The sequence below is a fragment of the Wolbachia endosymbiont (group A) of Ischnus inquisitorius genome (assembly GCF_964026985.1).
Lineage (GTDB): Bacteria > Pseudomonadota > Alphaproteobacteria > Rickettsiales > Anaplasmataceae > Wolbachia > Wolbachia pipientis.
The window spans coordinates 127,230-147,361 of sequence record NZ_OZ034715.1 but is presented as its reverse complement, the minus strand read 5'-3'; the positions used below and the strand labels follow the sequence as shown (position 1 = coordinate 147,361).

Annotated in this window: 20 protein-coding genes and 1 pseudogene; 11 read left to right on the top strand and 10 right to left on the bottom strand. The window is 35.6% G+C overall.

Annotated features, from left to right (window positions below; translation table 11 throughout):
- The first annotated feature begins 2 nt into the window (after positions 1-2).
- The 4 genes from AAGD90_RS00780 to surE all read left to right on the top strand — a co-directional run bounded on the left by AAGD90_RS00780 (position 3) and on the right by surE (position 5,873).
- Entirely contained in the window at positions 3-1,562 is a 1,560-nt protein-coding gene (locus AAGD90_RS00780) for a proton-conducting transporter membrane subunit (RefSeq protein WP_341822165.1), read from the top strand.
- A complete protein-coding gene (gene ffh / locus AAGD90_RS00775; protein ID WP_341821974.1) occupies positions 1,547-2,890 on the top strand; it encodes a signal recognition particle protein in 1,344 nt (447 codons plus the stop codon). The genes AAGD90_RS00780 and ffh overlap by 16 nt, the downstream gene beginning before the upstream one ends.
- Positions 2,891-3,341: 451 nt before the next feature.
- A protein-coding gene (locus AAGD90_RS00770; RefSeq protein ID WP_156518142.1) for an IS630 family transposase occupies positions 3,342-4,201 on the top strand; the annotation gives its coding sequence in 2 pieces (ribosomal slippage) (positions 3,342-3,666 and positions 3,666-4,201; 861 coding nt in all).
- A gap of 919 nt (positions 4,202-5,120) precedes the next feature.
- Positions 5,121-5,873 (top strand): 5'/3'-nucleotidase SurE, encoded by a 753-nt coding sequence (gene surE, locus AAGD90_RS00765; protein ID WP_010081939.1) that lies wholly within the window; start codon positions 5,121-5,123, stop codon positions 5,871-5,873.
- A gap of 20 nt (positions 5,874-5,893) precedes the next feature.
- Here surE and hisS read toward each other — a convergent pair whose 3' ends face one another.
- Together hisS and AAGD90_RS00755 are read right to left on the bottom strand one after the other, a co-directional pair.
- The gene (gene hisS / locus AAGD90_RS00760) at positions 5,894-7,120 is read right to left on the bottom strand and encodes a histidine--tRNA ligase (RefSeq protein WP_341821973.1); all 1,227 of its coding nucleotides are present in this window, start codon (positions 7,118-7,120) and stop codon (positions 5,894-5,896) included.
- On the bottom strand, positions 7,117-7,680 hold the full coding sequence (locus tag AAGD90_RS00755) for a NifU family protein (RefSeq protein WP_341821972.1): 564 nt from the start codon (positions 7,678-7,680) through the stop codon (positions 7,117-7,119). Before AAGD90_RS00755 ends, hisS begins: the two co-directional genes overlap by 4 nt.
- 160 nt (positions 7,681-7,840) lie before the next feature.
- Here AAGD90_RS00755 and AAGD90_RS00750 point away from each other — a divergent pair, with 160 nt between their 5' ends.
- Positions 7,841-8,101, top strand: coding sequence for a J domain-containing protein (locus AAGD90_RS00750; protein ID WP_227738613.1), 261 nt, complete (start codon positions 7,841-7,843; stop codon positions 8,099-8,101).
- A 19-nt stretch (positions 8,102-8,120) separates the two neighbouring features.
- On the opposite strand, the gene AAGD90_RS00745 is transcribed toward AAGD90_RS00750, so the two are convergent.
- Positions 8,121-8,981, bottom strand: a complete 861-nt coding sequence (locus tag AAGD90_RS00745; RefSeq protein ID WP_341821971.1) for a hypothetical protein — start codon at positions 8,979-8,981, stop codon at positions 8,121-8,123.
- A 50-nt stretch (positions 8,982-9,031) separates the two neighbouring features.
- Between AAGD90_RS00745 and AAGD90_RS00740 the strand changes: the two genes are divergently transcribed.
- Positions 9,032-9,891 (top strand): IS630 family transposase gene (locus tag AAGD90_RS00740; protein ID WP_156518142.1). Its coding sequence is split into 2 segments (ribosomal slippage): positions 9,032-9,356 and positions 9,356-9,891, totalling 861 coding nucleotides; the frame shifts between segments, so codons are not numbered across the junction.
- Positions 9,892-9,916: 25 nt separating this feature from the next.
- Here AAGD90_RS00740 and AAGD90_RS00735 read toward each other — a convergent pair.
- Positions 9,917-10,603, bottom strand: coding sequence for an N-acetylmuramoyl-L-alanine amidase (locus AAGD90_RS00735; RefSeq protein ID WP_341821970.1), 687 nt, complete (start codon positions 10,601-10,603; stop codon positions 9,917-9,919).
- 68 nt (positions 10,604-10,671) lie between these two features.
- Here AAGD90_RS00735 and AAGD90_RS00730 point away from each other — a divergent pair, with 68 nt between their 5' ends.
- The 3 genes from AAGD90_RS00730 (at position 10,672) to AAGD90_RS00720 (ending at position 13,303) form a co-directional block, all read left to right on the top strand.
- Positions 10,672-10,842 (top strand): J domain-containing protein, encoded by a 171-nt coding sequence (locus tag AAGD90_RS00730; protein ID WP_010082675.1) that lies wholly within the window; start codon positions 10,672-10,674, stop codon positions 10,840-10,842.
- 104 nt (positions 10,843-10,946) lie between these two features.
- Positions 10,947-12,176 (top strand): cytochrome b, encoded by a 1,230-nt coding sequence (locus AAGD90_RS00725; RefSeq protein WP_006280242.1) that lies wholly within the window; start codon positions 10,947-10,949, stop codon positions 12,174-12,176.
- 368 nt (positions 12,177-12,544) lie between these two features.
- Positions 12,545-13,303: a cytochrome c1 gene (locus AAGD90_RS00720; RefSeq protein ID WP_010963022.1), complete on the top strand. Its 759-nt coding sequence runs from the start codon at positions 12,545-12,547 to the stop codon at positions 13,301-13,303.
- A 251-nt stretch (positions 13,304-13,554) separates the two neighbouring features.
- On the opposite strand, the gene AAGD90_RS00715 is transcribed toward AAGD90_RS00720, so the two are convergent.
- Positions 13,555-14,387 (bottom strand): IS5-like element ISWpi1 family transposase gene (locus AAGD90_RS00715; RefSeq protein ID WP_341821642.1). Its coding sequence is split into 2 segments (ribosomal slippage): positions 13,555-14,018 and positions 14,018-14,387, totalling 834 coding nucleotides; the frame shifts between segments, so codons are not numbered across the junction.
- A gap of 119 nt (positions 14,388-14,506) precedes the next feature.
- On the opposite strand from AAGD90_RS00715, the pseudogene AAGD90_RS00710 reads away from it, so the two are divergent.
- A pseudogene (locus AAGD90_RS00710) lies at positions 14,507-14,629 on the top strand (IS630 transposase-related protein); the annotation flags it as partial.
- A 71-nt stretch (positions 14,630-14,700) separates the two neighbouring features.
- Complete coding sequence (gene truA, locus AAGD90_RS00705; protein ID WP_010963021.1) at positions 14,701-15,438, top strand: tRNA pseudouridine(38-40) synthase TruA; 738 nt, start codon at positions 14,701-14,703, stop codon at positions 15,436-15,438.
- A 79-nt stretch (positions 15,439-15,517) separates the two neighbouring features.
- Here truA and dnaN read toward each other — a convergent pair whose 3' ends face one another.
- The 5 genes from dnaN to AAGD90_RS00680 form a co-directional block, all read right to left on the bottom strand.
- Positions 15,518-16,675, bottom strand: coding sequence for a DNA polymerase III subunit beta (gene dnaN, locus AAGD90_RS00700; RefSeq protein WP_341821969.1), 1,158 nt, complete (start codon positions 16,673-16,675; stop codon positions 15,518-15,520).
- A gap of 123 nt (positions 16,676-16,798) precedes the next feature.
- Positions 16,799-17,296: an invasion associated locus B family protein gene (locus tag AAGD90_RS00695; protein WP_006279310.1), complete on the bottom strand. Its 498-nt coding sequence runs from the start codon at positions 17,294-17,296 to the stop codon at positions 16,799-16,801.
- Complete coding sequence (locus AAGD90_RS00690) at positions 17,289-18,182, bottom strand: RNA polymerase factor sigma-32 (protein WP_341821968.1); 894 nt, start codon at positions 18,180-18,182, stop codon at positions 17,289-17,291. Before AAGD90_RS00690 ends, AAGD90_RS00695 begins: the two co-directional genes overlap by 8 nt.
- Before the next feature lie 318 nt (positions 18,183-18,500).
- Positions 18,501-19,214: a P44/Msp2 family outer membrane protein gene (locus AAGD90_RS00685; RefSeq protein WP_341821967.1), complete on the bottom strand. Its 714-nt coding sequence runs from the start codon at positions 19,212-19,214 to the stop codon at positions 18,501-18,503.
- Positions 19,215-19,811: 597 nt separating this feature from the next.
- Complete coding sequence (locus AAGD90_RS00680) at positions 19,812-20,126, bottom strand: YbaB/EbfC family nucleoid-associated protein (protein WP_038199344.1); 315 nt, start codon at positions 20,124-20,126, stop codon at positions 19,812-19,814.
- Between the last annotated feature and the right edge of the window lie 6 nt (positions 20,127-20,132).

Below are 20,132 nucleotides of genomic sequence, written 5' to 3'. Positions count from 1 at the left end.
TTGTGCAACTTTATAAATCTTCACTGTTACTTCTACTGACTGTATTAATAGTTATAGTCCTAAAATTACCTGAAAATTTGAGCATTGCAGTAAATTGGTCTCTCCCAATTCTAGATTTTGATTTATCTTTTCGTACCATACTAATATCTTTTTTATCAGTTGCATTTTTAGCTGTTCTACCAGCACAAAATTTGACTTTTTCAGAGATGCTATCTTTTGCTGCTTACACTATTAGTTCACTTTATGCAGTTTTATCTGAACATATGATATTGGTTATAATATTCTGTGAATTAATGACCATCAGTGCATTTTTTATTATCGCAGCTAGCTGTAGAGATAGTGGACCTGCAATAAGGTACGCTTGTGTACACTTTTTCGTTGGAGTTATATTAATAGCAGGATTGGCACTTCAAAGCACTAACCTGATAATTTTGGGTTTATTGATAAACTGCGCTTGTTTTCCTTTTTCATTTTGGGTTGTTGATGCATATCCTGCTGCATCGCCACATGGCACCACATATCTCTCTTTATTTACCACTAAAGTCTCTTTTTTAGTGATGCTTTTACACACTTATAACCTATGGCAAGATTGTACTGAAATATTAGCGCTTGTAGGCGCCATCACTGCAATTTACAGCATTATATTTGCTTCTCTTGAGCAAAATATTCGCAGATTTTTATGCTATAACGTTGTAGGACAAATGGGCTTGCTGATTATTGCAGGAAGTTTGCTCAGTCCTTCGGAAAAAGCAATACCAATTTTGATACTGCATATAATCTTCTCTCTTGTTTATCAATCATTATTGTTTGTGGTCAGTAATTCGATTATTTCACAAACAAAAACAATTAGTTTTAATGGAGTGGGTAAACTGATGTCAGTGGAAGGCATGTGTGCTATAATCGCAATACTTACAATGGCTGCATTTCCTGGAACCGTTGGATTTATCAGTAAATCATATATCACAGCTGAAATTGAAATGAACACTGTTGCCTTAAAAGGGTATAAAAATTTATATAAGCTTCTAAATTTGCTGCTTCATTTAAGCGTGGGGCTAAAGTTTCTTTATTACTTATTTATTGCAAAAAGTAAGTCAAAACCTTTAGCAGAGAGAGGAGGCAAAATGACTATGATTATTTTAGCATTTATATGCGTAATCGCTGGCAATCCTTACTTACCTATTTACAATAAACCTTCGATTTTCGATTTTGTGTACGACACAAAAAATATTTGGTCGCAATTTAATTTATTACTATGTACCACTTTATTGTTTATTCCTTTACGCAAGTTATTTTACCCGAGAGTAAATTTTAAAATGGATGTTGATTGGATTTTTAGAGCTTTCATACCCTATATTATCTTGCTGTTCAATCAGTTAGTCTCTAAAACTAGAGAAATGTTTGCCAGCGTAGTGCAAAACTTGACTAATCCACTTGTTGGTTTATACTTTAATAATATTACTAAACTTAAAGAAGTGCTGAGTTATAACTCAGTGAGTTTTGTTTCAGCTTCTTCTCTCTTTTTAATGAGTATTCTACTAATGCTATTATGTTTAAATCGTTAACTGAAAGTTTAAATTCTGTATTTAGTAAACTGAGAGGAAAGTCAATCATTTCTGAAGATGATTTTAATCTTGCCATGCGTGAAATACGCATAGCCTTAATTGAAGCTGACGTTTCACTTGAAGTTGCAAAAAAATTCATCAACGACATTAAAGATAAAGTGATTGGGGAAAAAGTCATAAAAAGTGTTTCTCCAGCACAAATGATAATTAAAATTGTACAGGATAATTTAGTTGCAGTTCTCGGATCAGAGAAAAGTGACTTAAATCTAGCAGTTAAACCCCCTGCTGTGATTATGACGGTGGGCTTACAAGGTGCAGGTAAAACAACTACCTCAGGAAAGCTTGCTTTAAAACTAAAAAAGCAAAAGAAAAAAGTGATGCTTGCCTCTTTAGACATTTATAGGCCTGCTGCCCAGAAACAACTTGAAGTGCTAGGTAAACAAATAGATGTGCAAACTTTACCTGTAGTAATAGATGAGAAGCCCATTACAATTACAAAAAGGGCAATAGCAATAGCAAAGAACGATAATTATGATGTATTAATACTAGACACTGCAGGCAGGCTTCATATTGACAATAATATGATGAATGAGTTGAAAGCCGTAAAGGAAATAGCTTCACCTGCAGAAGTTATTTTAGTAGCCGACGCAATGATAGGCCAGGATGCGGTCAACATTGCCAAATCATTCAATGAGGTAATAGGTGTAACCGGCATTATTCTCACCCGTGTTGATGGTGATGCACGTGGTGGTGCTGCTCTTTCTATGAAAATGATCGCCGATTGTCCAATTAAATTTATTGCTTGTGGTGAAAAATTAAGTGACCTCGATGATTTTTATCCCGATAGAATTGCAAAAAGGATACTTAGCATGGGTGATGTTGTATCATTGGTTGAAAAAGCTGCTGAGATTGTTGGTCAGGAAGAAATTGATAAGTTACAAAAGAAAGTGAAAAAAGGTAAATTCGACCTAAACGACCTAGTGGGAATGTTAAAAACTCTGAGTAAAATGGATGGCATTAGCAACATAATGAAATTCATTCCTAGTTCATTTACAAAAAAGCTAAGTAGCAGTGTGCCAGATGACAATAAAGTGAAAAAATATATAGCCATCATAAACTCAATGACTGAAAAAGAAAGGCAAAATCCAGATATTTTAAATGGCAAAAGAAGACTTAGAATTTCTAAGGGGTCCGGAACAACTGTAACTGACATTAATCTTCTAATTAAGCAGTATAATCAAATGAGCTCTATGGTAAATAAGTTCAGTAAAGTTGACCATAGTAAACTCAAAGAATCTGATTTGATGGATATGCTAAGCAGAAAGTAAGTCAGCAGGTAGTGGAATGAGACAAATCATCAGTAAACCTTTAGCTATATCAAAAGCGGCTTAGGTCTCGCAAAAAAATTTACAGCTTCTTGCTAGCCAAGAAATTTATTATTAATTTTAAGAAATACTATAGCTGACCCAAGCAACACGTCATACCGCCGCGGTATCTCTAGATCCCGCTAACACGTAGCGGGATGACGAGGCTTACCTTATCGGATTGTTTCAACACGTCATACCGCGATTCATTCGCGGTATCTCAGCCGCTATAGCCTTTCTTATAATAGTCCGAATGCGATAAGATATGTGTTTATGGCTATAGCAGGCCAGTAGCATATTACGGTCTGTTCGGATTATTGTAAAAAGAGCTATAACAAGCAGCGGGATACTATAGCTCTTTCCACAGAAGTCCGGATATGATAAGATTAAGGATAGATGGCGATAAGGAGGTTGGATGCCGGCAGCATATAGTTATGATTTAAGAAAAAAAGCAATGGAAGCACTAGACGAAGGGGAAAGCAGAGAAGCAGTGGCAGCAAGATTTAAAATTGGACGAACTACTTTGTGGGAGTGGCAGCAAAGAAAAAAAGAAACAGGCGACTTTCAGTCAAAAAAACTCGGTAATGGAGGTTACAATCAGAAAATTATCGACTGGAATAAGTTTATCGAATTTGCTAAAAAACACGGTAGAAAAACTCTGTCGGAAATGGCTAAACTTTGGGGCAACGTTAGTATCCAAACGATCCACCGAGCTCTCAGAAAAATTGGATTTACGCGCAAAAAAAGACATATGGATACAAGGAAAGGAACGAAGAAAAACGTGCTGAATTCTTAAAAATTATAGCAACAAAAGAACCAGAAAACTTAGTGTATATAGATGAGTCTGGGATTGATAACACGGAGGACTATCCATATGGGTATTGCCAGAAAGGACAGCGATTTTATGCCCTAAAATCTGGAAAAAAAACTCAACGAATCAGCATGGTTGCAGCCTTAAGTAGAAGAAAGATAGTTGCTCCATTAACATTTGAAGGCCACTGTAATATGGATATTTTTAATGGATGGTTTGAGCAATTTTTGGCACCGATCTTAGAACCTGGACAAACTGTCATTCTTGATAATGCTACTTTTCATAAGTCTGATAAGCTTATCAAGCTCGCTAAAGGAGTCGGTGCAGAAATTTTGTATCTGCCGCCTTATTCTCCAGATTTTAACAAAATTGAGCATCATTGGTTTGCTATAAAAAACAGAGCCAGGAAAAACATTCCTCTATTCGAATCCTTTCGTCGTGCTGTTGATTCTGCCTTCCTATGACCTATTCGGACTATTATGAGAAATGCTATATCTACACCGTCATACCGCGATTCATTCGCGGTATCTCATCCGCTAACAAGAGATCCCGCTAACAAGCAGCGGGATGACGAGCTTATCGTCACGCCGCCACGAACCGTCATACCGCCGCGAACCGTCATACCGCGATTCATTCGCGGTATCTCTAGATCCCGCTAACAAGCAGCGGGATGACGAATTACTTAACCATCATCTACACCGTCATACCGCGATTCATTCGCGGTATCTCAAAGCATAGATCCCGCTAACACGTAGCGGGATGACGAGGTCATGCCACCGCGCGAACCGTCATACCGTCACGGTATCTCTAGATCCCGCTAACACGTAGGGGAATGACGAGGTCATGCCGCCGCAAACCGTCATACCGCCGCGGTATCTCTTAGCCGCTAACACGTAGCGGGATGACGTTTGTCGTTTAGCTATAAATATTTAAGAAATTTACTAAACAGAAAAAAAGGCAAAAGAAACCCTAGGGTAGCTAGTTATTCACTATCCATTTTTTAAGTTGGCGTTTTTTTATGTTTTAAACGCTTTATAAGCGCGTTTCAGCTTATGTAGGTAGAAGTTTGATAAAGACATAAGGTGCACATAGTGCAAAAAATTAAACATGAGACGCCAGATACGTGAGTTTTTTTGTCATTTAATCTGTACAGAGAAGATAAATAAATAGCTTCAGTGTTTATGATAAGGGGGCTGGCGGAGTTTGTCAAGCAAGTTTTTTCGTTTCTATTGTAATGACAGTTATGGCCTGTGCAAGAAATCTATTGATTTACAGCAGGTTCTTTGTTACAGTCCACAGTTATGCAAAGAAACTTAAAGCCTCATGAGTTTATTTACAGCCAGTGGTTTACATAATTTGGAGCTGTATAGCTGAGTATTGTATATGATAATATTGATAACAAACGATGATGGCTTTGGAAGTGAAGGAATAAAATTACTCAAAGAGGTTGCACGGAATTTTGCGTCAGAAATATGGATAGTGGCACCAGATACTGATAGAAGCGGAGCTGCAAGATCTCTTGATTATCCAGTGAAACAATCTATTGGAATAAAACAACATAGTGAAAGGGAATTTAGTGTGTCTGGTACTCCTGCAGATTGTGTCATTATTGCGCTAAATAAAGTTATGAATAAAAAACCAGACTTAATATTGTCCGGAGTAAATATTGGATCAAATGTCGGGGACGATATTTGTTATTCAGGAACAATTGGTGCTGTAATGGAAGGTGCTGCAAGGTCTATACCTTCTATTGCGCTGAGCCAAGTTTATCATGATAAAATAGACTGGCACAATACAAAGGTTTTTGCACCAAAGGTTATTGCCAAGCTAGTTAAGGTTGGTTGGCCTAAAAACATAGTGATGAGTGTAAATTTTCCTGCTACGGAAAAAGTAAAAGGAGTAGAATTTGCTGAACAAGGTGAATATAACATTGATGGGGATTTAACTTTTACTGAAAATTCGAATGGCTCTTTTAGCTTAAATTGGTCTCGAGAGCACTCAGGCAGTGGTAGTATAAATAAAATAAAAGAAGGATTTATTACTATTACACCGGTAAAATTAGATTTTACAGATTATGATACTTTGAATACTATGAAAAATTCTTGTGCAGACGAATTTTCTTCTATAGCTGACTGAGAAAAACATTTGCATTGCTCCTAATAGATATTTTCTATTGTGTTATCGCGAGCAATTATTTTTTCTTCACCTGTATCCATGTTTTTAATCTTTAAAGTTTTACTACTCAATTCTTCATCGCCAAAGATTAAAGCAGCTTTAGCATTTGCTTGATTTGCTTTTTTCATTCGGGTTCTGAGCGTTCCGCTATATTCATAGATTACATATAAACCATTTCTGCGCAATTCATTTGCAAGTGTTAAAGCATGTTTTTCAGCCTCTCTACCGATTGGAATTAGGTAAATAGGTCGCTCTTCTTTCGGAGAATAATTGATTAACTCCATTATGCGCTCAATACCCCCTGCAAATCCTATTGCTGGAGTGTGTTTTCCACCTACTGAAGATACTAAATTATCGTATCTTCCACCGGCAAAAACTGCCCCTTGTGCACCTAAATACTCTGTAACAAACTCAAACACTGTGTGGCAATAATAATCCAAACCTCGAACTAGTTTATTGTTTACGGTATAAGGTATATCAAGAATTGTTAATCCATTTAGTATTTGTTCAAAGAAATCTGAGGACTCTTTCGTATAATAATTGCTGATTTTAGGCGCATCAGAAATTATTGATTTATCTTTCTCATCCTTGGAATCCAGTATTCTGAGTGGATTTTTGATCAACCTATTTTTGCTATCTTCTGATAGATCATTTTGATACTTTGTAAAGTATAAGATCAAAGCTTCTCTATATTTAGTTATTGTTTCACCATCACCTAAAGAGTTGATTTCCAGCTTTACATTTTTATTGATGCCAAATTCAGTTAGTAAGTGCTGAGCGAGTGATATCAATTCAATATCAGCTTTTGGATCTTCTATGCCAAAAACCTCAAAATTTATCTGATGAAATTGCCTTTGTCTTCCCTTTTGCGGTCTTTCATAGCGAAATGCAGGTCCTGTTGAGAATAATTTTATCGGTGTTTGCAGTTTTTTTTCAATGAGTAGCCTGACAATCGCTGCAGTGAACTCAGGACGTAAAGTTATGCTCTTTCCCCCTTTATCATTGAAGCTATACATCTCTTTAGTGATGATATCTGAGCTATCACCTAAGGTTTTTGTAAAAACCTCCGTGTATTCAAATATTGGAGTTTGGGCGGGCAAAAAGCCGTATAGACTTGAGATTCTATTTGCTGTTTGCTGAATGTATTTAAACTTGTACCATTCATCAAACAGGAGATCTTTTGTTCCTCTAACCGTTTGATTAGTCATAGTGTGGTCTCTATACCCGCAACCTCTGGTATGTGGTAGCTCAGCATATTCTGCACTCCTTGCTTGAGGGTAATTGCAGCACTTGGGCATCCGGAGCAAGCTCCTTGCAACTCAACATAAACTATTCCATCTTTATAGCCACGAAATTTGATATCGCCACCATCTTGAGCAACTGCAGGTTTGATATGACTTTCCATCAATTCTTTTATTCTATTTACAATTTCTATATCATTTTTATCAAAAAATTCTTCATCTGGATCATTCACTTCTTCTTTATCTGGCGCTTTTCCACCTGAAGTAAAGTGATCCATGATTGTAGTTAAAATTTCTACTTTTAGTGTATCCCAATTAATTCCACCCAATTTTGTTACTGAAATAAAATCATGACCAAAAAACACTCTTACCACATGTTCTATTTGAAAAAGATTTGCTGCTAACTTGGAGTTTTTTATTTCATCTGCATTTGAAAAATCAGCCGTTTCTCCTTCGTTTAGAATTGCAAATCCAGGAAGGAATTTTAGCGTATTTGGGTTTGGTGTTTCTTCAATCTGGATGAACATGTTATTTACCATGACAATTATAATTGTTACTATTTAATCATAAAATGATAAAAAAATATACATGTCATTCATCTTTTTTCTTTTTTTAGTATTCATAGTAATTACATTTGTCTTGCCTAGCGTTGTTATATTTTTTCTTTTCCTGACAAAAAAAAATAATATGAGTTTCATGATGAACTCTATATTGAGTAAGTTTTTGAACGAATTTAGTAGCAGTAGAAGTTATACTGAAAATTACACTGGTGATAACATGTCCAAGGATGAAGCATTAAAGATACTGGGGCTGAATCCTGAGGCAAGTCAAAATGAAATCAATAAAGCATATCAAAATTTAATGAAATTAGTTCACCCAGATAAGGGAGGCTCGGAATATTTTGCGCAAAAGCTAAATGCGGCACGTGATAAATTGTTAAAAAAGTGATCTTAAAAAAAGTTTTCGTTTAACGAATTTCTTCCTTTGCTTTTTCTAAATACTCCAATATTGCTTCATGTAGTGCAGTCCATGTTATCTGTTCTTCCAGGGAAGGTATAAATTCTTGTCTCCAAGCATTCTTAAACTCCTGAAACCACTGTTTTTCAAAACCCTGAAATTCTAAAGAAATATCTACTTTAAAGCTATCAATTAAACTGGAAACTTCTACAGCTTTAGAGCTATCTAGTGATTTTAAAGATAACACTCCACTCTTTAAAATCTCTAACTCTTCCAATACATTAAGCTTAAATGGTTTATAGAGTGAAGACCATATGCGATATCTTAAATAAGAATCATAGTATAACTTAATTTTGTACATTAAAGTGGTAGATGCATCAGGAGAAATGTTATTCTCATATTGTGCAAGAGAAGATAATAAATTCTCATAATCTACTTTGCTTAAACATGGTTGTAGAGTCGATTTAATTTTTTCACTAAAGGTTAGATAACTAGAAGAAATGCCATGACTATATTCACTAAAGAATTCAGGAAATATATCTGCTTGTTCTAGTTTAAGAGGTAGATCTTTTCTAATTTCTCTTGGTAAATTATGTATTGAAAACTGATAAATAACCCATACAAAATTCTCATCAAACTCATCTGAGTAATCAGCATTATTATCAGGAAAAATTACATTACCTTTCTTATCATTCCAAGGTTCTATCTTATAGAAAAATCTGTTCAGCCTTTGTTTTAATTTCAAAATACCTTCATTTCTATCACCTGCTTTATACAATGTTTTGCCCATTTTGTGTTTAGCATCTTTAGGGTTTATTCTGTCACTTATGTGCAATCCAATTTCATTTTTCTCTAATATAGCTCTTTCCACAGAAGTCCGGATATGATAAGATTAAGGATAGATGGCGATAAGGAGGTTGGATGCCGGCAGCATATAGTTATGATTTAAGAAAAAAAGCAATGGAAGCACTAGACGAAGGGGAAAGCAGAGAAGCAGTGGCAGCAAGATTTAAAATTGGACGAACTACTTTGTGGGAGTGGCAGCAAAGAAAAAAAGAAACAGGCGACTTTCAGTCAAAAAAACTCGGTAATGGAGGTTACAATCAGAAAATTATCGACTGGAATAAGTTTATCGAATTTGCTAAAAAACACGGTAGAAAAACTCTGTCGGAAATGGCTAAACTTTGGGGCAACGTTAGTATCCAAACGATCCACCGAGCTCTCAGAAAAATTGGATTTACGCGCAAAAAAAGACATATGGATACAAGGAAAGGAACGAAGAAAAACGTGCTGAATTCTTAAAAATTATAGCAACAAAAGAACCAGAAAACTTAGTGTATATAGATGAGTCTGGGATTGATAACACGGAGGACTATCCATATGGGTATTGCCAGAAAGGACAGCGATTTTATGCCCTAAAATCTGGAAAAAAAACTCAACGAATCAGCATGGTTGCAGCCTTAAGTAGAAGAAAGATAGTTGCTCCATTAACATTTGAAGGCCACTGTAATATGGATATTTTTAATGGATGGTTTGAGCAATTTTTGGCACCGATCTTAGAACCTGGACAAACTGTCATTCTTGATAATGCTACTTTTCATAAGTCTGATAAGCTTATCAAGCTCGCTAAAGGAGTCGGTGCAGAAATTTTGTATCTGCCGCCTTATTCTCCAGATTTTAACAAAATTGAGCATCATTGGTTTGCTATAAAAAACAGAGCCAGGAAAAACATTCCTCTATTCGAATCCTTTCGTCGTGCTGTTGATTCTGCCTTCCTATGACCTATTCGGACTATTATGAGAAATGCTATAACTCCCAATCAAACAATTTGTGTGGATCTGGTTTACGCATTGTATAGCCAAGCTCTGGATCATACACTATAGTTCCTATTTCAGAATGACTAAATATCATATCCCTTTTAATTTTAAAACGCTCCATAAGGTATAAAATCAGCTCTTTAACAGATCTCATTTGCTCTTCCGGAAAAGGCTCAAGTCCTGTGTTTACAATTTCAATACCTACAGAATAGTTGTTAAGCTTCCGTAACTCTTCAAGCTTACTATCTACCTTAACTCTTGCATAACTAATACCAGCATGCCATGCTTCTTTCTCTAATGGAACCATTAAGGTGATGCTGCCATCCCTATCGACAATAAAATGAACTGACAATCCTCTAGCATTCAGCGTATCTTTTGTACCTTTTAGTGTTGATGTTTCAGTATGGTGAACTATAACCATTAACACTTTTTTACCTGCCCTATCACCATAATTTAAAGCTGAAGCTGGATCTAAAAATAACAAATCCTGATCTTTCAATAATGGTAATTTTTCTTGTAAATCTTGAAAATCATTCTCGATATTGCTTGAACTGGATACTTGCCCAGATATGAGAAATGCTGAGACAGTAATCAGTAAAACTAATAAATATTTGTTGACTTTAGATAGTTGGATTTTCATACCATCTTCATAAACACTTTGTAGATAATTTTTCATTATATAGTTAGAATAGGGTTGTTGAATAAATTTACAAGACAAAATCATACTAGTCTGGTAGTAGTAACATGTTCAGAGATGGAGCATTTAAAGTGCTAGGAATAGATTCTGGAGCGAACCAAAATGAAATCAATAAAGCATATCAAAATTTAATGAAATTAGTTCACCCAGATAAAGGAGGCTCGGAATATTTTGCACAAAAATTAAACGCAGCACGTGACAGGTTGCTGAAGAGGTAATTAATATTGCTTTAAAGTTTTTATTTGTGCGTAAAGGATAAGTTGCTACAATAAAAAAATAAGATAAAAGTAGCAATGGACATGTGTTGAGAAAGGTTTAAGTTATGCAGGAAGATAACAAAAAAGAAACAATAAAAGAAGAAAAAGGCATATTAGGATGGATAGAATATAGATTGCCTATATTTTCTTTTCTAAGACACACTGCTTCTTACCAAGTGCCAAAAAACTTAAATTATGCTTGGAACTTTGGCTCTTTGGCTGGTATAGCGCTGATTTTACAAATAATAACAGGTATATTTCTTGCTATGCACTACACTCCGCATGTTGATTATGCGTTTAATAGTGTAGAGCGCATAATGCGAGATGTGAATTACGGGTGGTTAATACGCTACACTCACGCTGTTGGAGCATCGCTCTTCTTTATGGTAGTCTATGTTCATATAATGCGTGGATTATATTACGGATCTTATAAAAGACCGAGAGAGATGGTGTGGTTTATTGGAATATTTATATTTTTTGCAATGATGGCAACTGCCTTTATGGGATATGTATTGCCTTGGGGACAAATGAGTTTCTGGGGTGCAACAGTTATAACCAACTTATTTTCTGCTATACCTTTAATTGGCAATAAAATAGTTATATGGTTATGGGGTGGTTTTTCAGTGGATAACCCAACACTTAACCGTTTTTTCGCTCTGCATTATCTTCTGCCTTTTGTTATTATTGCTTTAGCTATGCTTCATGTGATAGCTCTGCATAGGTTTGGCTCTGGTAACCCAAGTGGAGTGGAGGTAAAATCAGATAAGGATACCATCCCTCTCTATCCTTATTATATAGTCAAGGATTGCATAACTTTTGGTCTGTTTTTTGTAGTTTTGTTCGCATTTGTTTTCTATGCTCCCAATTATCTTGGGCATCCAGACAATTATATAGAAGCTGATTCTATGGTCACTCCGGTACATATAGTGCCAGAGTGGTATTTTTTACCTTTTTATGCAATGCTACGTTCAATTCCAGATAAACTTACTGGTGTGCTTACCATGTTTGCGTCTATTTTAGTGTGGTTTTTGTTACCTTGGCTTGATAAATCAAAAGTTAAAAGTGGTGCTTATCGCCCGGTGTTTAAGAAATTTTTTTGGGTTTTTGCAATAAATTTTGTACTTCTTGCCTGGCTTGGAGGACAAGAGGTAAAAGAGCCTTACATCACTATGAGTAGGCTATCTACTCTTTATTACTTTGCATACTTTGTGATAGTTTTACCACTGCTTAGTAAGTATGAAAAGCCAAAAGAACCACCAAAAACCTTAAGTGATTCTGTGCCGGAGATGAGGTGATGTCAATTCAAAGCAGATCTCTTACAAAATTCTCTGTCATCCCAGAGCTCTCTTCTGTCATCCCAGAGCCCTCTTTTGTCATCCCAGTGCTTGACACTGGGATCCAGAAAAAAAATAAATGGATTCCAGCATCATGTACACAATTGTATGAACGTTGTATACAACACACAGTGTCATTCCACTATCTTCCGTTGTCATCCCAGTGCTTGACACTGGGATCCAGGTATAAAAATACTTACAAATCATGCAATGGACAACAGATTCTAGGAGTGCATGATAACCATAATGTCAGTGATGAAATAAGCTGGATTCCAGTGTCAGCTACTTGCATGACATCAATTCGAAATTTACTAAAACAGTGGTTATGCATGGGATCTAATGTATTTGCAATCTTCTGCATGTTATTTCTATCTAGTCTTATATCTGCAGAAGAATTTAAATCATCACCAAATAAGAAAATAGACTGGAAATTTGATGGAATTGTCGGATCTTTCGATAGAGAGTCAATTCAGCGTGGCTATAAAGTGTATAAAGAAGTCTGTGCTGCTTGTCATTCAATGAATAGGGTAGCATTTCGTAATTTGCAAGATGTCGGTTTTTCTGAAGAAGATGTAAAACAAATAGCAGCTTCTTATCAAGTTAAAGATGGTCCGAATGATTTGGGTGAAATGTTTGACAGACCTGGAGTACCTTCGGATTATTTTATTGCGCCTTTTGATACAAAAGAAGCAGCTGCAGCAAGCAACAATGGTGCAGTCCCACCAGACTTATCATTAATTATTAAAGCAAGGCATGATGGTGCAAATTATGTCTATTCATTGTTAACAGGCTATCAAAACGGCGAACACGATGAAAATGATTTATATTTTAATTCGTATTTTCCAACAGGCAGATTAGCTATGGCGCCACCACTTTCTGAAGGAATGGTGGAATATGATGGTGCAAGGCAAGCCACAGTTGAAAATATGGCGTATGATGTGATAAATTTTTTACAATGGGCAGCAGAGCCAGAATTAGAGCGCCGGCATAAACTTGGATTAAAAGTAGTGGCGTATTTTATAATTTTAACAGTGTTTTTTGTATTAACTAACAACAAAGTTTGGAGCAAGCTCTATAAAAAGAAGTGATAGTCAATTTTGCCTCAAGCACAATGGTTGTCATCCAAGTAGCTAACACTGGTTCCTTTATGACGGTGTCATCCGAGTAGCTGACACTGGGATGGCTTTGTCGCATCGTACCTTATACGGTAATAATTTACGATAAATTCATGTAGCCATTTCGAATTTAGCCATACCAATGTCAGTAAATTTATTAAGCAAACAGCACTTAATGAGCAGTTCTTTTTCACGATTTAGAGGTTGTCCGGAAACTAGTAAATTCAAGCATATTCCCTCTTTAACATAACCCTACTCATAGCTAGGTATATGAAATTCTCAGTGGATGTTGTGAGTAAATCATACTCCTTCGATAGCCTTCTATTCCTATTAACCCAAGCAAAAGTCCTTTCTACAACCCATCTTCTTGGCTGTACTTTAAACCCTTGTTCTCTTGTTGGTAGTAGCTCAGGTGGCGTATCTTTGTGCACCCAAAATCTACATGGAGGCCTTTTAACAATTTCAATATCTATGTCATATTCTTCCTTTATGTGATTCTTTAAATTTCTTCCTTGGTATCCCATGTCAGCCCACATTTTTTTAACTTTAGTATATTTTGTTCTCATATTGTTTAATGCTATTTTAATACCATCTCTATCATTTTCGTTAGCAGCGCCTACGTAACAACCTAGTATAAAACCCTGAGTGTCTGTAATTATATGCCTTTTTCTACCCTTTACTTTTTTACTTCCATCATAGCCTTTGATCCCCCCTTTTCTGTAGTCTTTACAGATTGACTATCTACTATACAGGCACTCGGCTGCTCATTCCTTCCTATTTTTCTTCTACTATATTTTGTAATTTCATAATTCATTTTCTCAAAAATTCCCTGCTTCTTCCATTGCCTGAACTGCTCATACACAGTCTTCCATAGCGGAAAATCATTTGGTAAATACCGCCATTGACACCCTGTACGCAATACACAGAAAATTGCTTCTAATATTTCTTTTTTGCTATACTTTTGCGGCCTTCCTCCTTTCTTGTATGATACTCTGAAGTGTTTTTCTATTCTTGCCCATTCCCTTTCGCTTAGATCTGTTGGATACTTTTTTCTCATCTTTACCCCGTACTAAAATTTCAGATATTATAGCCTTTTACTTGTTTCCGGACAACCTCTTATAGCTCTTTTCATAGAAGTCCGGATGTGATAAGGATAGATAATGATAAGGAGGTTGAATGCCAGCAGCATATAGTTATGATTTAAGAAAAAAAGCAATGGAGGCGCTAGACGAAGGAGAAAGCAGAGAAGCAGTGGCAGCAAGATTTAAGATTGGACGAACTACTTTATGGGAGTGGCAGCACTGTAGGCTTGACCATAAATTATGTTAAGATAGAAAATGACTATTTTAGATAGAGCTTGATGTAATGCAGTGCGATACAAAATAACGGTAGAATATAATGGTAGTAATTTCTCTGGTTGGCAAAAACAGCAACACTCTGCTAACTCAATCCAGGAGAAGATAGAAAATGCTATATTTAATTTTAGTGGTGAGAAAGTTACTTTGTACTGTGGTGGCAGGACTGATGCAGGAGTTCATGCTTTAGGACAAGTTGCTCATTTTGATATGGAAAAGGAATTTGAGCTTTATAGAATAAGGAATGCAATAAACTATCATTTAAAATCAATTCCTATAGTCGTGCTTAATGCAGAAGTTGTAGATGATGCGTTTCACGCACGGTTTTCAGCAAAAAAAAGATATTACGAATATAGAATAGTTAATCGCTATGCTCCTGCCGCTCTGGAGACGGGTTATGTATGGCAAGTGTTTAGCCCACTTGATGTAAATATTATGCGTGAAGCTGCTAAACATCTACTTGGAAAACATGACCTTTCAAGTTTCCGTTCAAAAGATTGTCAAGCCGCAAATCCGATAAGAACAATTGATGATATCGATATAATACAAAATGGGAATCATATACACATCAAAATATCTGCTATTTCCTTTTTACATAACCAAGTGAGGATTATTGTGGGTACTTTAGTTGAATTTGGAAAAAATAGAACCAATCCGCAAGAAATGCTAAATATATTAAACCAATGCAAAAGAAGTGCCGCTGGAGTTACTGCACCACCTTTTGGCTTATATTTGGTAAAGATAGATTACTAATTTAATAAAAGCTAGTGAAATAAGTGCCATACCGCCACGGTATCTCCAGATTCCGCTAACAAGCAGCGAGATGACGAGTTTAAGTTCTCATTGGCATTACTACATATAATGCACTTGAATCGTCTTCATCAGTGATAATTGTAGCACTATTACCATCGGCTAAGCTAAACTTACATTTATTTTTTATGCAGGATAGAACATCAAGTAAATAACGCGAGTTGAACCCTATTTCTATAGGGGCTTCATTGTAGTCCACTTCTATGGATTCAGTTGCATCACTGCACTCTTGGGAGTTTGAATGCAGAGTTAGCAGCTTTTCTTGTAGTGAGAATTTAATAGATTTTACTTTATTAGATACAACAACGGAAACTCGATCTATAACGTCTGAAAGTTTTTTACTTTCAATAATCATATGCTTATCTTGAGATGCTGGAATAACTGCTTTATAATTTGGAAAAGTTCCATCTATTAATTTTGATATTAGAATATATTCACCGCATGTAAACTTGATTTTTCTGTCTGAGAGTTTTACTTTAATTTCATTACAATCGTCCAATATTTTTAACAGCTCCATAACAGTTTTACGTGGAATGATCACACCAAATTCGCCATTGATGTTCCCAGGCTTTGGCCTCTTTATACATGATAAACGATGGCCATCAGTTGCAACGCAGTACAGAAATTGCTCATCTGTATGTAGATATATTCCATTTAAATTATACCTTGTATCATCTAGTGATACAGCAAATTTTGTTTTAGTTAATAAGTCTATCAGGTCTGTATTTAGTAGAGTAAAATCATGTTTATAATTGTCTTCTTCAAGAGCAGGAAAGCTGCTTGAAACTACATTCGGTAAAGAAAAGTTTGCATTTCCGCAAGACATCAATAATTTTCCTTGGTTGTTTACTTCAAAATTGACATCCAAATCAGCGGGTAACTTCTTCACTATGTCATGTAAAGTATGCGCTGAAATTTTTACTTCTCCTTCTGTTAATACGGTTGCAGCAAGTGAGGCAAACATTGAAATGTCAAGATCAGTTGCCATTAATTTTATGCTGCCGTGTTGTGCTTTGATATTTATACACGCCAAAACATCTATTGCATTACGCCTTTCAACCACTCCACTTACTCTGGATAATGTATTTAAAAGACTTGTGCGGCTCACGCTAAAACGCATCTGCTCGCACACAGAATTTTGCTTTTTGATTTCTGTATCTACACCTGCAACCTCTGACATTGCTAACTCTCAAAAATATATTTTAAATGATATCCACATCCCATATAAAGTAAAGTGCTATTTATATTTCCATTGAAAGAGTAGTCTAGTTTATACTATAGCTGGGTATTCTGTTACAATAATTTACTTTGTATGGCATAAATCATGCATTTTTTGATACGCTTTTTGAAAACCAAGTAGGGAATAAGTATCATCAATGGTCACTGTTTTTGTTTTTCCATTAACTACCATTGATAATCCCTGCTTCATTTTTAGAATGAGATCTTGATCTATTTTTGTATGCTCTGCCCACGCAAAACTTCCCTGTATTATGGGCAGTGTATATTTAATTTTTTTGTCGATATTGAGAGCTACAGGCTCCTTATCATACTGAAAACCAGAGGTAACGCTTACCTCATCTGCTTTTTTATCAACATAACTAACCATTACATACGGCTTGCGATTGGTTGTATAATATTCGCTTTTTTTTTTAGGATAGGATACAATATAACATACTTTCTCTCCATCTTCCAATGCAGTATACACGAGCCAATCTTTATATTTTTCCTTCAATTGTACATCACTAACCGATGCAAAAGCGCCTATCGAAAAAAATATTAGAAATATAAAAAAACTACGCATGCAAACCAAATTTCAAACTTTCAGATTGTATATATTGTTTTACCTTAGCCATCGCCTGCTCAGCCAACTGCCTTATTCTTTCTCTTGAAACACAATATTTTTTACTAAGTTCATCCAGAGTTTGAATGTTTTCAGACAAATATCTACTGATAAAAATGTCTCTTGCCCTTTCGTTGAGACTCGCTAGTGCATTGTTTAAAATTGTTTCTTTTAATTCTTTTTCTTCATGATTCTGATAGGTTACTTCTTGACTGACCAAGTTACATGGGATCATATCTTGCAACTCCCTTTTAGAGTCATCACCTATTTTTATGCAATCGTTTAGCGACTGATCCTTACAAGCCATACGGTAATTCATCTGCAGAACGTCTCCTTCGGATACAGAAAGCTCATTAGATATTGCTTTTATTTCTTCATTATTTAAAGTTTCCCTGTTTGTATACTGTAAAATTCTTTTTTTTATTTTACGTAAACTAAAAAACAATCTTCTTTGTGCTTGCGTTGTGCCTATTTTCACAAACGACCAAGATTTCAATATAAAGTCTTTTATTGAAGCTTCAATCCACCACACTGCATAAGTTGAAAAACGAAACCCTAAATCAGGATTAAACTTTTTCACTGCGTGCATTAAACCCATATTTCCTTCCATAACCAGGTCCATCAACAATAGCCCATAATTTTTGAATTTCATTGCAATTTTCACTACCAAATTCAAATGGCTGGTAATCAATTTATGAGCAGAAGAAACATCCTTACATTGGTTCCAATTTTTTGCTAATCGTACCTCTTCCTCTTGAGACAGCATAGGAAATTTTTGCACCCTAGCAATATATTGCATGAGATTGGTTCTGCTATCGACACATAAGTTTGCCATTGAGGTCAACATAACAACTTAAATCAAAACTTCATGCATATAATATATTGATTTTCGAGCAAAAATTCAAGCTTTGATTTGAAAAAAGTACAAATTTTCCATCTAATTTCTTGGAGACAGTAGGCCGCAGTGTTAGCTAATTGGATAACATTATGTAACCTTAGATGATATTCTACCAGTACAATGGTAAACGTTATAGCTTAAACACATAGCAAATAGTGTTATTCCAGTGCCTTGACACTGGAATCCACATTTCTTTTTTCTAGATCCCAGTGTCATGCCACTTAGATGGCAAGAAAAAACTCACTGGGATAACAAGACTGAGATAGACTAGAAATTAAACGCTACTCCAGCTTCTGCACCAACAGTGCTGTAAAGAACTTTGTATGCGCCTGCATCAGTAACCTGTCTGGTTGAATCTTGAGGATCTGTTTTTTTTCCATCAAAATTAGCACCATAAGAACCGAAATAACGAGCTCCAGCATAAAGTTTGACTTCTGGAGTTACATCATAACTAACACCAGCTTTTACTTGACCAGCAAAACCAAATTTACTTTTTTGATCATTCACAGCGGGTTCCAAAGGAGTGCTAATATACGCTGCACCAACACCAACACCAATGTATGGAGTGATAGGCATATCTTCAATTGCTATATCGTAATACACGTTCACTAATCCTGAAATTGCTGTTACACTGTCTGCAATAGTATTTGCTGGGTCAAATGTTACATCTTTAACATCATTTTTGTTTAGGTATGAATAAACTCCTTCAACATCAACCCTGATGTCGTCCATTTTGTAACCAAATGCACCACCACCAGCTATAAAAGATGGTTTTAATGGACTGTAATCACTCTTGTCTTTCTTATAGGTAATACCATCAACTTTTGTGAAAAGAGGTAAAAATTCACCGTTGTATTGCAAACGAACGTAGTAGCTAGTTTCTTCATCACTTATTGGACCAACAGGATCTGAAAAAGCAGAGTTTGATAAACTTAGCAACGTTGCTAAAGCGGCTGCTGAAAAAAACTTTTTATAATGCATAATTGTCCTCGTAAAAAAATTAAAATTCCACTTTAGCAGTCTAAGTAACAACTAAAGTTAAGTCAAGTGCTAACTTAATAACACAAAATATTCTACATTTTAACTAATTTTTAGGAGAAGACAAAGATTTTATTAATGAATAAATACGACTTTTTTACTCTTGATTTTTTGGTATAGCTAACACAGGTAAGATTTACTATCGAAAGACCTCGTCATTCCGCTGCTTGTTAGCGGATGAGAAATCCACAACTGTACGAACATTGCAATTTGGGCCTACCAGGAGGGCAATGCCTCTTATCCAAGTACCATCTTCTTGTCATCCCAGTCTGGGATCCAGGAATTTTATTAAGTTGGTAAGCATAAAAGTAGCCGTTTTATGTTAAAACACAATGTTCTTGATGAGATTACGGCAAGGCTGGATTCCAGACTGGAATGACATCGTTTACTATGTGCCATATTGCAATGTTTGTACAGTTGTGGAATGAATCACGGTATGACGTAGGGCTATGCTAGTATAGGTACATTATATGAAGAAGTACTAGCGTTGGGAATATTAGAAAAAAAATACTTACACTAAAAGAAACTTCAGTAGTAAATTCAAAAAGGAAGTTTAAACCCAGATGGTAAACCCATCATACCTGCAAGATCAGAAGTTGCATTCGCCATATCTTCTTCTGCTTTTTTAACGGCATCATTAAACGCTGCTGTTACTAAATCCTCTACTATATCTTTTTCCTCATTTCTCATAAGTTCTAAGTCTATGTTCACCTTTTTAGCTTTATAGCTACCTATTTTTATGACTTCCACTAATACAGAAACTTTGCCACCACCAGAAATACCTTGAAACTCTTTTCCAACATATTTTTCTTGAGCTTCTGCAAGCTTTTTTTGCATCTCTTGCGCTTGTTTCATTATTTG